Raw genomic sequence first — 12,402 nt, 5'->3', positions numbered from 1 at the left:
CGTGTACCGCAATACCGGCAACTCTGTTGGGATGTGCGTGGTGTCGTCAGCCGGAACTCTGCCGGTTCATTGCGCGGCAGTGAGGGGTGTGCGGACTGTGAGCTCGCCGGCAGGTACGGGTGTCCAGCGCAGGCCTGTCTCGCCGAAGGTGGGTGCGGTGAGGGTGTAGCGGCCGGTGCGGCGCGGTGTTCCGCGGCCGTGGACGGTGGTCTCCAATGTGATCGATTTGATTCGGCCTCGTCCTTGTTCGATGCCGCCGTACCCACAGACGGTGGAGGCGATGGTGAGGTCGATACCGGGCATATGTCCGTCCGTCAGCAGAAGAACACTCCCATGCTCCGTTGACCGGACTACGCAGCGACACGCCTGATCGCATGAATCCGATCCGAGTGTCGCGGGGTAGACATCACCTACCTCGGCCTCAAGAAAGCGGTGTCGCATGATCGACGAAGCAGAGCGAAACATCGAGCAAGTCCAGATCCCCCGATGGGGCAAGGTCGAAAAATCCGACGGAACCATCCCCTGGCTGGTCGTCGACGAGGATCTGGTGCCGGTAGAGCCGATCCGGCGGTTCCTCCTCGACTTCGTCGCACGGGGTAATCGACCGTGGTCGGTCCGCAGCTACGCCTACGACCTTTTGCGATGGTGGCGATGGCTTCGTGTCTACGAGATCGACTGGGAAAGAGCGACTTCCGCTGAGTCACGGGATCTGGTTCTGTGGATGATGCGGGCCGACAAGCCTCGGAACGCAGCGCGGACCAAATCGCGGACCACTGTGGGAACAGTCAACGTGATCACCCGCAAGCGATATCTCGACGACCGATATTGTGCCCGCACCATCCGCCATTCCAATGCAGTGGTGCGGGCGTTCTACGAGTTCTGGATCGAACGCGGTGAAGGCCCACTGGTCAATCCGATGCCGGTGGCACGAGGGGCGGCCCGGGTGAATGCGCATCACAACCCGCTCGAACCGTTTCGGCCCGGTGGACGGTTGCGGTACAACCCGAAACTTCCCGTCCAGCGTCCCCGGTCCATACCCGACGATCGGTGGCTCGAGCTGTTCGGTGCGCTGCGCTCGAACCGGGATCGGGCATTGTTGGCTTTGGCGGTCAGCAATGGTGCACGAGCTGCGGAAATCCTCGGAATTTCTCTCGAAGACATCGACTGGGGAGACCAGTTGATTCGAGTGACACGTAAGGGGACACGCGTCGATCAGTGGCTCCCAGCCAGCCCGGAAGCGTTCGTGTGGCTTCGCCTGCATCTCGCGGACCTGGGAACATCCTTGGACGTGAACGGATCGCTGTGGCTCACCCTCCGCCGCAGATCCGACTCCTCCGCTGCTCTGGAGTATCGACCATTGACCTACGACGCGCTGCGCAAGGTGCTGACGCGGGCAAACGACGTTCTGGGCACCAACTGGACGATGCACGACCTCCGCCACACCGCAGCCATACGAATGGCACACGACGGAACACTCACCTCGCGCGACATACAGACGATCCTCGGGCACGCGCACCTGTCGACCACGACCGAGATCTATCTCGTCGAAGACCAAGACGACACCATCCGAAGGGTCCAGCATCATCTCGCGCACCGAGCCGAACACATGATCAGCAATCCCCCTACCGTGGCCGCTGGTTACGACTCTGCGGATCTGAATGTGCTGTTCGGAGCGGTCGAGTCATGAACGTGACACCCACCGAGCTGCCGGTCGCACAGCGGGCCAACCCACGGTTGCAGTACCGATTCAAGCGCCACGAAGACCTTGCCGACTCCGCTCCGATCGGCGGGGCCAAGGATCTACTCGACATCGAAGAGATCCTCGATACTGTTCCAGTATTTCTGTATCCCAATGGTTCTCGTGAACACGGTGCCAAAAGGGCATGCCGACTGATCCTGGAGTGGCTTCTGACCTTCCCCGGCGCGGGATGGCAGGAGCGCTGGGTTCATTCCGGTGCCGACGTAGGATCGTCCGACTGGCTCGACACCTTCCACGACAATGCCGACCCACGAACAGTGGTGACCCGAAGCCAAGAACTGCGGCGCGGCCTGATCCTTCTTCTGGTCGCGCGGGTTGTCTTTCCCAGTTACGAGTCCATGTCAGCAATGCAGTGGACCGGGCTATACGCCAAGCTGCGCACCGCTCACCACCCCGAGATGTTCACAGCGTTGGAGGCCCGTGTCTCGGTTCTGGCGGCGAACTCCAAACAATGCAGCACCGCGATGCTGGTGGCATGCAAGATCGTTCTGCATACGGGGCGCGATCTCCATGAACTCACTCCGGAAGACCTGCTGGGCTACCGCGCCTGGAACATGGTCAGTGATCGCCCGACCTCGGCCAGCGTGCAACTGGTGTGGGCGGGACTCGACGGTATCGCCGACCTGCGGGGAATCAAGAGCTTCGCTGCAGCAATTCGGCGCGGACCCCGCCCGACGGGTGAATTGGTCGACCGATACAACCTCGTGAACACGACGGTGCGGAACGTTCTGGTGCGCTACCTCGACGAACGACGACCGAGTCTGGACTACGGCGGCTTCGCCGCCCTTACCGGAGTTCTCGCCGGCAACTTCTGGGCCGATATAGAACTCCACGATCCAGGCCTCGACACCATCGACCTCCCGCCGGACGTTGCGGCCGGGTGGAAGCAACGACTGTCGGTGATCACCGACAAAGACGGAACCACACGCCCACGAGCAGGGCGACTGGCAGTGATGATGACAGTGCGCGGCTTCTACCGCGACATCGCCGAATGGGCAGCCGAAGACCCCACCTGGGTGCAGTGGAGCGTTCCGAACCCCATCCGCAAAAGTGACGTCGAGGGATACAGCAAAGAACGCGCGAAGACGACAGCGGTCGTGCACCAACGAATTCGCGAGCGTTTGCCGCACCTTCCCTCGTTGGTCGATGCCGCTCACGATCGCCGTGACCGATCGGCCGCGCTACTCGCTGCCACCGCGTCGGTGGCGGTCGGAGAGACCTTCGAGCATCTCGGAGTGCGCTACCGCCGGTCCATCGCGCCCTCGTTCACGAAATCCAGCTACCAGCACGATCATCCACCGGTGCTCGCCGAAGTCATCGACACCGGCGAGATCATCGAAATCGAAATAGAAGAGCACGAGGCATTCTGGGCATGGGCGGTGATCGAGACGTTCCGCCACACCGGAATTCGAGTGGAGGAACTCCTCGAACTCACCCACCTCGCAGTCGTGTCCTACACACTGCCATCGACCGGCGAGATCGTGCCGATGCTGCAAATCGTCCCGTCCAAAACCGGCGAAGAACGCCTTCTGCTGGTCAGTCCGGAACTCGCGAGCGTGCTGGCAACGATCATTGCCCGCCTCCGAACCGCCAATGACGGCACAGTCCCGCTGACCGCGCGATACGACGGCCACGAACGTATTACCGATCCACCGCTACCGCATCTGTTCCAGCATCGAATGGGCTGGCTATGGACGGTGCCGACTCGAAACTTGATCCAGAAGTGGCTCAACCAAACCCTTGCCGCCACCGGAATCGTCGACAACGCGGGCAACCCGCTCCGATACACAGCACACGATTTTCGGCGGATGTTCGCCACCGAATCGGTCGGCAGCGGACTGCCGATCCACATCGTCGCAAAACTGCTCGGGCACAAGCACATTTCCACAACGCAGATCTACACTGCCGTGTTCGACGAGGAGCTCGTTCGTTCCTTCCGCACCTTCCTCGACGCACGCCGCGCCCAGAGACCGGAGGACGAGTACCGCAGCCCCACCGACGCGGAGTGGAACGAATTTCAGCAGCACTTCGAGCATCGCAAACTCGAACTCGGAACCTGCGGGCGTCCCTACAACACCCCATGCAAGCACGAACATGCCTGCATCCGATGCCCCAGCCAGCAGGTTGACCCCAACGCCCGCGTACGGCTGACGGAGATCATCGCCAACCTCCGCGACCGCATCGCTGAGGCACGCAACAACGGCTGGACCGGCGAAGCCGAAGGCCTCCAAACCAGCCTCACCGCGGCAGCAACGAAGCTCGTCAGCCTCGACCGAACGGCAGGCCCGAACGCCATGACATCGCTCGGAATCCCTGCCATGCCTTGAGGGAGCTCCATCAGTTTCTACGCGGGCCGGAGACAGGTGCGCTGCATCTAATTTGGTAAGGACACGGCGACCAGGTCATCTGTTCGCGGCTCCATCTCGCGAAGTAGGTCGAAGGCCTCGGTGTCGGGTCTACCGCAGTGATTCTTCGGAAACTGCGGCCGGTACCCGGCTCCGGACGCATCGACGAGCCACACCGCCGGAGGGTTGAGATAGTCACCCGAGCACGAGTAGAGGATCGACACCCGAAACCGGTAAGACGTGGCCTCGAATGCTGCCGCGACTTCATCGACGCCGTCGCCGGAGTAGGTCAGTTGCCGCACCGCGTAGAACGGAACCTCCACCAACTGCTGGTCCGGGCTCCCACACACCATCACCGACGCGACCGTGAAATCGGCGGGTCGGGAACCGAATTCGGGACTGTGCGGAATGCTCAGTGTTGCCCCCGACAGCACACCGCTCGACACTTCGCGATCGGCGACACACGACGGCACCGTCGCAATCGCCGTCCTCGGGGAGGGCTCAGGCCAGAAGTAGACAGACAAACCCGCAACCAGAACTGCCACCACAGGCAGCACGATCAACCATCTCCGTCGGGTCACGTCAGCTCTCCTCGGTGCGAGCCCTTGTGGTGCAGGGCGTTTCGCTATGACCATCGAGGGCAGCAGTCACGACCGGCGTCGAGTCAGAGACAAGCCCGCGACCGTCGAGACCAAGATCCACCAGCGCACCGTAGAACCAAACCACGATCTTCGGCCATCGGCGAATACCTCACAGCTTCAGTGTGCGAACTCGCCGCGTTGCGGCTGCTGCCGCATGCTGCTCGTGGGCGAACAGCAGTCCGTAGGTGAAACCGTTCTCTGCGGGTCGGGTTCCCGCCGCGGCTCCGAGGCGACGAAGGAACCCTGCTGCGACGAGGCTGTCCTGGTGTTCGCCAAGTACTTCTTGGAAGTGTTTGTAGCGCCGGATCGTTTTCTTCGAGCGCTTCGTGCCGAGTAGCGGTGTCGCCAGCTCCGCGGCGTACCGCGCACGCTTGAACGCCTTACGTGCTCGGTGCAGAGCTTCGTCATCGCCGGCCACGCCTGAGACTGCGGTCTTCAGGCGGATGCGGGCTTTCTTGCCGGCCTTGGTCGCCAGCGACGTCACGTTCCTGCGTGGGAGTGACCGCACCGAGGAGTCGAGGGTGTCGAGGGCCTTGATCAGGGTGGCATACCGGTCACCGGCGAGGACGGTATCGACGTCGGCTCGGTAGGTGCGCTGTTCGGCAGCGAGGGTGGTCTCGATATCGGCGGCCACGGGACCAAGCACCCACTCGTCGGGAAGATCGGCCACCGCTTGAGCGAAGCGGGCGCGCTGTACTTCGTGGTCGCGGACGTGGCCGAGGATTCCGGCGTACCAGGACAGTTCCTCGTCCAGACCGGTGGCGACGGCCGGGTCGAAGGCGCCGCCGAACACTCGCACGGTGCTGCGGAGTCGCCGGATCGCAACGCGGGTGGCATGGATCGGATCCTCACCGCGCCGCAGCGCTGCATCTCCTCCTCGAATGGCACTGATCTGCTCACGCACGTAGGCGGCAACGGGCGCTGCGCCAGCATCTCGAGTCGATGTCGAAGGTTTCGTCGATGTCGTCATCGTTATGGATGCCCCGGATGCGTGCCGATCGAAACCACCACGGTCGATCCACGCAGTCGCCGACCCACCCGCGCGGAGAACGGCTTCACATACGGCATATTGTTCGCGAACGAGCCTCAGGCGGCCGGAGCCGCGCAACGACGCGCTCGCGCACTGAATCTCTGACCGGTGGTCGCAGCCGCTGAGCGTCTGGCGCGCTGTCGGCCCCCTGCGTGTCAGCGATCGTCAGTTCGGGCGTGAACGACTCGCATCACGAACCCTGGATGCCGATCGCGACCGTACTCCCAGCGGATGGTTCGGGTGGGACCGTCCCGAGGAGGCCTGACGCTGATTCCGCGGTAGTCGTACCCGTCTTGCGGTACCTGCTCCCACTCGAAATCTACGGTCTCACCTTCGACCAGGTCGACGCTGGAGCCTGTGATGTAAACCGTCTCGTGCTCGCGTGTCGGAGGCAGGGTGATCGCCCGCAACATGCTGATGTGAACCCAGCAGCCGCTGGGAGTGTCGGCCGACTCGACGACGCCCCACCCTTCTTCACCACTCCACACCGCAACGACACCTGTACAGGTCACCGGCTCAGCGTAGCGACGCCGGTCGCTCCGACTCCACGCATTCCCCCCCTGCGGCGAGTTCCCACAGTGTCAGGTGAGCCGCCTGCCCTGACACGGGCATGCAGGGTGGTGGCGCGTAGAGCGGGGGAGCTTGAGGGCTTCTATCTCTCCTCTAGGGGTGCGGTAGTCGAGGAACCTGCTCCAGTAGTCGAGATGCGTGAGTCGATCGAGAACCAGTGGATCCGTACACCGAATAGTCAGGCATTCGGTAACGCAGTGGGAGGTGCGCCGTCCGTGGCGCACCTCCCACTGCCTTACGCCGGGAGTTCATACTCCTGTGTGGTGACCGCAGGTACTCTTTCGATGGCCGTGAGCGGGTCGCCCTTGAGTTGACCACAGCTGTCTTTCGGCAGCTCGAGGCGCACTGCGCGAGATTGTGGATCTACAGCCCACACCACCGGGATCGGCGCTGAGCCGACAGCATCGCAATCCTCTGGATCGCGGGGTGGGTCGGTCGGTGTGTTCACAACCGCTAGCGCACCGACCACGTCCCCGCCTGCGCGTTCGGTCTGGCGCATTATCTGCGTGCCGTTCTCCGGTCGGTCACCGTAAAATTCACACACCACAAAGCCCACTGCATCGAAGGTGGCCGGAAGTGCGCCTGCGACTGGGGCATTAGGGATACCGGGATTACTGGTCGCGGCACCAGGCATCGCACTCACGACGACGTTCGGGGCAAGGCAAGATGCCTGCGGGACGACCTGACCTGCCGGTAAGGCTACCGATTCGCCGCGGGATTGAAACCAGAACGTAGCCCCGGCGACAACAATGAGCAGCGCGACTCCACCGATAGCCACGCTGCGTCTTCTAGACATGGTCGCATCGTAAGCGCACCACACCCCTAGAGCTTGCTGGTCAGATGTAGAGCAGGTGGGTGGCGGTACCGTCGAAGCGTTCGAGGTTGTCGAGGACGCCGGTGTAGTTTGCGGGCCCACAGGCGACGATAATCCATGGGTCGGCATGGCACCGATCGAGTCGCCCCGTCGATATCGATCATCGGCGACCCGCTCGTCCTCAGGACTGGGCCGGGGCCAGCCGCGCGGACGGGTCGGTGTCGTAGTGCTCACGGGTCTGCGTTCCTGACAGAGTGGAGTCACATTCAGGGCGTTTGTTCACTGTTCACCTGTCCGTCGCCCTATGGTTGCTCGCGGCGGCTGCGACGGTCGACGGGCCGGGTGATACTGCAGTAATGCCGCCGACACCTGACACCCCGCACGAGCGAGATCGGATGCTCGCGTTCGCCGTGCAGTGGATGCCGTACGGGGGCGGCGACGCCGAGGACATCATGGTTGCCTTCGGGATTCCGCCGGAGACGTATTTCCGCAGGCTGCGACACCTGCTGGCCGACCCCGCGCGGCCCGTCGACCTCGATTCCCGGACCACGGACGCTTTGCTGCACGTATGCCGTCGTCGCCTCGAACACAGCGCGGCATCCGCCGGCCGCCCACAGGTAGGGCAATGACCAGCACACGCGAAGCGGCCACCGCCAGGGAATCGGCGCAGTTCATCACACATTCACCTGGGGCGGAACACTCGCCACGTTCCGGTGGCCAGAAGATGAACGCACCCAGCACGAAACCGTCGTCGACCACATCCCGGCGAGGGCCCGACAGCTCCGATCGTGCGCAGGCGCAGATCTTCGCGGCAATGCTGACTGTCGAGATCAACGCTGTTTCGGCGCTCGTCGACGAAGCCGAACAACTCGCCCACAAAGCCGGGCGAATCGGCCAAGGCACCGCCCGGCTCTGGCACAACGAAGAAGCCCGGTCGCAGCGAAAATTGCTGTACGCGCTGCACCGCCAACTCGACGCCCTCCACACACGGTTTACCGATGTCTCGGGGTAGGCACCGACTGCCCGACTCCGGAACCACGCCGGACACCCAATTGACCACACCCCGAACAGAGCGGATCGTTCAAAAGATGACTACCACCGAACACGAGCACATCGACGCCGTCCGCGATCGCCTCGGTGCCCAGTTTCCCGATGTGCCGCGCCCGGTCATCGACGACACCATCGCCGCCGAGCATGCCCGTTTCGAGGGCAACTCCATCCGCGATTTCGTCCCGTTGTTCGTCGAACGCAAAGCCCGCCAAGCACTCCAGGCCCACGCCCACTAGCGGTCCGCGACACTCCGCCGGTTCAGGTCGAGGGAACGCTTTGGTGCAGCCACGAACTCTGCCCGTTCTCGGCAGCACGATCAGCTTCACCGATGCGGGTACCGGTCCACTCGTACTGTTCCTGCACGGCAATCCCACCTCGTCCTACCTGTGGCGCAACATCACGCCCGCCGTCGCAGCACACGGCTACCGCACAATCGCGGTGGATCTGATCGGCATGGAAGCCTCAGGCAGGGTACGGTCCGTCGAGAGCGTGTGACTGGCTAGCTCAGACACCTCGACTTGCTAACCCCGCTTAGTCCGGATAAGTCGCCTGTTCCTGGCAAGCAAAGCCCTTGCGCGCGTGGGTGGTACGTCGCGGCCGTGCACGGTGGTGACGACGAGATCCAGGCCGTCGAGACATATTGACGCTGCGTCGAGTGGGTCTGTTTTTGCTGGATCGACGAGATGAACTTTCGCCAGATTTCCGCCGTGTTCGTGGACGGCGAGCAGGTTCAGTCGGGGTTGGCCAATGAGGGCAACGTGATGGCCGGCGGCGGACGCTTCGGCGATGAGTGCGATGAGCAGGGACCCGGCGCCGGTAACGGTGCCGGCAGTTCCACGGGCCAGGGCTCGACGTGGGAGCAGTCCCGCGAGCGGTGGGGGTACCGGCATGGTTCGGAGGGTTTTGCCGCGTACAGCGGCGCTGAGCGGTTCCGCATCGCCGCGCTCACCCGCGAGGTCCGCACCGCCTGCCGCGGCTGGAGTCGGTTCGGGTGAGGTGATGGTGGGTAGGTCGGTGGGTGCGTGCTCGCGCCGGCCGCCGGGGACGGTGGCCATGCGGCGGCGTAGGACGTCGAGTTGAGTGGCCTTGTCCATGCCGGCGAGGTCAGGAATGGTGTCGACGGTGGCCATGAGGATCGACCTTTCGCCGCGCCGGTAGGAACTATCGCCAGAATAGTCGAACTCGTGTTCGACTGGCGAATGCGCTGGTTCAGAGCGGTAGGTAGTGGCCTGGGCGGCGGCGGAGAAAGTCTGGGCGAGATAGCGGCACAGGTGCAAGGTGTGTTTGAACTGGTCGAGAGCATGAGAGACGGCCGTGTGGCTCGGATCGATGTCGAGCCGCCAAATCGTACGGGCGACAACGCCGGAATACGTTGGTGCCGCAACGGGTCGAGTGGGACAATTGTCGGTCTGCCGAGAAATCAGGGGGGCCTATGGGAAGCAAAGTCCGGCTGTTCGCGCAACGGGGCGAGAGCGACGACTTCCGCTACTTGGCGTGGTTCAAGCTCGATGGCTCACACGACCTTCATTGGGGAGGTCCAAAGCCGACACTTGATACGCCGGCAATGCCCGTCCCCGGCGGGCAGAAGAGACTGACCATGGATCCGCCGGATGGCTGGGAATCCTTACCGGAAGTCAGTGTGCACCGGACGTATCACGAATCCGGAGTGATGCACGTGCAGGCACCCAGCGGCGAACACGCATCAGTTCGAGACGTGTGGCTCGGCAGGCCGGAAGACATCACCGGTCCGACTCTCGTCGAGATCCTTATCTCGAAACCGTTTTCTCACATGGAGCCGTACAGGCGGAAACTGGATCGGGACGGTGCCAACCCAGCGGTACTGAGGATCCCTGATGAGCTGTGGCATCGGAGATGGAACTTCGAGTTCCACCTCACTCCTTCAGGACAGGTCAGCTTTCCGGATCCGGAACTGAAGGTGCCGGCTGGCTATAAGGACCATTTATCTTGGTTCACTCTGGACGTTGAGCGCGATCGCTTGATTGCAATCAGGGCGTACCCGACCCTGGAGGACTTCTCGAACGTCCCACCCGACGAGCGTGTGCTCTCGTACTCCATCCTTCCCGGTTCGGAGTATGCGGCGATGAAGGCTGCCCGTGCAGAACGAAGCTAGCGACGTGGCGAGCGGTTGCGATGGCGGCGGCACATCGGATGCTTTGTCGTGGGAGGGATGGTTGTGTCTCAAGGATCGGACATGGCAGCAGGTCGCAGGCCCGGCCGACTGGCCTCGCATCCTGCTTTGGGAGGTTAAGGATCGAATGTCGGATGAGGTACTCAGCGATGCGATCCGAGACGTCTGGACTGGACTCAGCGGCAACCACGGTCTCGTGGACTTGCCCGGAGTGCCCTTGCCTCAGTACGAGGGGCGGATTCCGGATCGTCTCACCGCAGCGGAATGGCACGTACTTTTCGACAGGGTCGGCTATCTCTCTTACGAGGACGCCCGAGGCGAGTCGACAACGTGTGAGCGGCCGACGACCCTGTATCGCTACGCAGAACACGGCGGAGAAATCGGGTGGGCTTGGACTGTCAGTGCCGAGGCGGCCGCAGTATTTGAAGACGAATTCGACGATGCCGTTCGCCCGGGCTGCATTTGGATGGTCACCGACGTCGATCCCGACCGATTGCTGGCGCATTTTCACTCGACACCGCGACCGGGGGACGATTCGGAGAACGAGTACGTCTTCGAGCCATCTGCCTCGGAGATCAACCATGTCAGATCAGGCCGGGGCTGCAACTTCGTCTGATTCGAGCTTGGGTACATCGGGCGAGACCGCGACGTACTTCGTAACCACTCAGTTGTGCTGACGGTCTTCCTCGACGCCACGGAGTCGATCGAGTTCGGCACGCTGCAACGAGATCTCCTCTCTTAGATCCGCGGCGATCGTCTTCTGCTCGTCGATTCGTTCGGTGTAGTCGCGGCGCAGCTCAGCCTCACGTTTGGTCGCATCGGTGCGTTGTTGCGCGAGTGTTGCTGTGTTGCTGCGATTATCGTCCTGGTGCGCGGCGCGTTCGGCCGCCAGATCGGCACGCAAGGCCTTCGCCTCGGTGCGTACCTCTGCCAGGTCGGCTTCGAGGCGGCGTTCTTTTTCGTCGTAGCGGTCGACCACCTCGCGGTGGCTGCCCTTGAGCGAGGCCACGATGGAGTCGTGGTTGTCCTGCAGGGCAGTCATTTCCGCGCGTTGGCGTGCGTCAAGCTCGTCGAGAATGCGCCGGTGCGCTGCTTTCTGTTCCTCGAGGTCTGCGCGGGCCTGTTCGGCAGCGGTCTCTGCTGCCTCTGTGTGCTGCCACGCGTCGGCCGCGTCGGCGCGGAGCTCGTCGTTCTCGGCGTCGAGTGCATCGGCACGGACAGTAGCTGCATGCGCGGCAGCCTCAGCGGACGCGGCGCGCTCCTCGGCGGCGGAAACGGTGCGTGCGGTTTCAGCGCGCATCAGCTCGAGACGCTGGTCTAGGGCTTTGGGGTCCGCGACGGTCCCGATTGCGGATTCGACCCGTTGGACCAGGGCTGTGATTTTCCCGAACTGGGCTTCCAGTTCCGGGAGGACTGCAGCGAGGGATGCGACGGCAAGTTCTGGTGTGGCGGTATCGACCTCGTCGACTATGGCAGCTTTGGCTGCCTTCTCGGCCGCCCGGGCGCGGTGCGCCTTGACACGGTCGGCGGGGGACGCGTGAATCTTTGGCCGGCCTGGCTTGAGAGGTGGTTCGGCTGAGGTCATGACCGAACAGTATCATTTCATTTCGTTACATGTAACGAAATGAAATTAAATGCGCCTGGAACACTGCCAGGGTGGGTTGGCTCGCCATCTCGGGCGTCAGCACCCAACCACCTGCGCGACCCACCTATCCAGATGACTAACAGCAGCATGGCGGGGGCCAGCGAGGGGTCCTTAATTCATGCACCAGAAGGACGCGACCGGGATACCTGCGTCTGGCACTCCCGCACACCAGAGGCAGGTGCTGTCGTGCGCAAGGCGGCTGAGCACACCTTTGGCTTCTTCAATGAGGATGGGTAGTTCCAGGACCCGAGCGAGGGCGAGTGCTTCGGTGGCCCATGGCACGGCTCGCGGATCGGCGGCGGAGGCCACGGCGGCCGCCCCGATGAGGCCAGTGATTCTTTGATGGCTCTTCCCAGATGAGGGTGTAGGTCGGCCGGGCGCGTCGGTCCGCAGATAGAC

The 12,402-nt window shown here is 63.1% G+C and carries 17 protein-coding genes; 9 read left to right on the top strand and 8 right to left on the bottom strand.

From position 1 onward, the window contains the following. Positions 1-66: 66 nt before the first annotated feature. A complete protein-coding gene (locus tag H7C86_RS28050; protein WP_259349312.1) occupies positions 67-303 on the bottom strand; it encodes a hypothetical protein in 237 nt (78 codons plus the stop codon). A 136-nt stretch (positions 304-439) separates the two neighbouring features. Here H7C86_RS28050 and H7C86_RS28045 point away from each other — a divergent pair, with 136 nt between their 5' ends. Continuing rightward, positions 440-1,687 (top strand): site-specific integrase, encoded by a 1,248-nt coding sequence (locus H7C86_RS28045; RefSeq protein ID WP_008720613.1) that lies wholly within the window; start codon positions 440-442, stop codon positions 1,685-1,687. Continuing rightward, on the top strand, positions 1,684-4,086 hold the full coding sequence (locus H7C86_RS28040; protein ID WP_182262635.1) for a site-specific integrase: 2,403 nt from the start codon (positions 1,684-1,686) through the stop codon (positions 4,084-4,086). Before H7C86_RS28045 ends, H7C86_RS28040 begins: the two co-directional genes overlap by 4 nt. Before the next feature lie 47 nt (positions 4,087-4,133). On the opposite strand, the gene H7C86_RS28035 is transcribed toward H7C86_RS28040, so the two are convergent. Beyond that, entirely contained in the window at positions 4,134-4,685 is a 552-nt protein-coding gene (locus tag H7C86_RS28035) for a hypothetical protein (protein WP_157226224.1), read from the bottom strand. Positions 4,686-4,854: 169 nt separating this feature from the next. Further along, a complete protein-coding gene (locus H7C86_RS28030) occupies positions 4,855-5,715 on the bottom strand; it encodes a CHAD domain-containing protein (protein ID WP_051048276.1) in 861 nt (286 codons plus the stop codon). Between the two features lie 21 nt (positions 5,716-5,736). Here H7C86_RS28030 and H7C86_RS28025 point away from each other — a divergent pair, with 21 nt between their 5' ends. Next, positions 5,737-5,880 carry a hypothetical protein gene (locus tag H7C86_RS28025; RefSeq protein ID WP_157226225.1) on the top strand — a complete coding sequence of 48 codons (144 nt, stop codon included), beginning with the start codon at positions 5,737-5,739 and terminating at the stop codon, positions 5,878-5,880. 50 nt (positions 5,881-5,930) lie between these two features. Here the strand turns inward: H7C86_RS28025 and H7C86_RS28020 are convergent, their stop codons facing one another. Beyond that, positions 5,931-6,287 carry a hypothetical protein gene (locus H7C86_RS28020; protein ID WP_051048277.1) on the bottom strand — a complete coding sequence of 119 codons (357 nt, stop codon included), beginning with the start codon at positions 6,285-6,287 and terminating at the stop codon, positions 5,931-5,933. Between the two features lie 293 nt (positions 6,288-6,580). Continuing rightward, positions 6,581-7,141 (bottom strand): hypothetical protein, encoded by a 561-nt coding sequence (locus tag H7C86_RS28015; protein ID WP_182262634.1) that lies wholly within the window; start codon positions 7,139-7,141, stop codon positions 6,581-6,583. A 374-nt stretch (positions 7,142-7,515) separates the two neighbouring features. Here H7C86_RS28015 and H7C86_RS28010 point away from each other — a divergent pair, with 374 nt between their 5' ends. From H7C86_RS28010 to H7C86_RS37425, 4 genes are all read left to right on the top strand, one after another. After that, entirely contained in the window at positions 7,516-7,788 is a 273-nt protein-coding gene (locus tag H7C86_RS28010) for a DUF3263 domain-containing protein (protein WP_241257575.1), read from the top strand. Continuing rightward, entirely contained in the window at positions 7,785-8,171 is a 387-nt protein-coding gene (locus tag H7C86_RS28005) for a hypothetical protein (RefSeq protein WP_008720645.1), read from the top strand. Before H7C86_RS28010 ends, H7C86_RS28005 begins: the two co-directional genes overlap by 4 nt. Before the next feature lie 76 nt (positions 8,172-8,247). Next, the gene (locus tag H7C86_RS28000) at positions 8,248-8,445 is read left to right on the top strand and encodes a three-helix bundle dimerization domain-containing protein (protein WP_008720647.1); all 198 of its coding nucleotides are present in this window, start codon (positions 8,248-8,250) and stop codon (positions 8,443-8,445) included. Positions 8,446-8,488: 43 nt separating this feature from the next. Further along, positions 8,489-8,704: an alpha/beta fold hydrolase gene (locus H7C86_RS37425; protein ID WP_259349311.1), complete on the top strand. Its 216-nt coding sequence runs from the start codon at positions 8,489-8,491 to the stop codon at positions 8,702-8,704. 26 nt (positions 8,705-8,730) lie between these two features. Here the strand turns inward: H7C86_RS37425 and H7C86_RS27990 are convergent, their stop codons facing one another. Next, positions 8,731-9,339 carry a hypothetical protein gene (locus H7C86_RS27990; RefSeq protein ID WP_259349310.1) on the bottom strand — a complete coding sequence of 203 codons (609 nt, stop codon included), beginning with the start codon at positions 9,337-9,339 and terminating at the stop codon, positions 8,731-8,733. A gap of 302 nt (positions 9,340-9,641) precedes the next feature. On the opposite strand from H7C86_RS27990, the gene H7C86_RS27985 reads away from it, so the two are divergent. Continuing rightward, positions 9,642-10,340, top strand: coding sequence for a hypothetical protein (locus tag H7C86_RS27985; RefSeq protein ID WP_182262632.1), 699 nt, complete (start codon positions 9,642-9,644; stop codon positions 10,338-10,340). 145 nt (positions 10,341-10,485) lie between these two features. Further along, a complete protein-coding gene (locus H7C86_RS27980) occupies positions 10,486-10,974 on the top strand; it encodes a hypothetical protein (protein WP_182262631.1) in 489 nt (162 codons plus the stop codon). Between the two features lie 48 nt (positions 10,975-11,022). Here H7C86_RS27980 and H7C86_RS27975 read toward each other — a convergent pair whose 3' ends face one another. Continuing rightward, positions 11,023-11,943 carry a hypothetical protein gene (locus H7C86_RS27975; RefSeq protein ID WP_182262630.1) on the bottom strand — a complete coding sequence of 307 codons (921 nt, stop codon included), beginning with the start codon at positions 11,941-11,943 and terminating at the stop codon, positions 11,023-11,025. A 171-nt stretch (positions 11,944-12,114) separates the two neighbouring features. Next, positions 12,115-12,402, bottom strand: a 288-nt coding sequence (locus H7C86_RS36995; RefSeq protein WP_310649167.1) for a hypothetical protein, incomplete at its 5' end; no start/stop codon positions are given.

The sequence above is a fragment of the Rhodococcus sp. UFZ-B548 genome, assembly GCF_903819475.1.
Lineage (GTDB): Bacteria > Actinomycetota > Actinomycetes > Mycobacteriales > Mycobacteriaceae > Rhodococcus_F > Rhodococcus_F erythropolis.
This window is presented reverse-complemented; position numbering and strand designations above follow the sequence as displayed.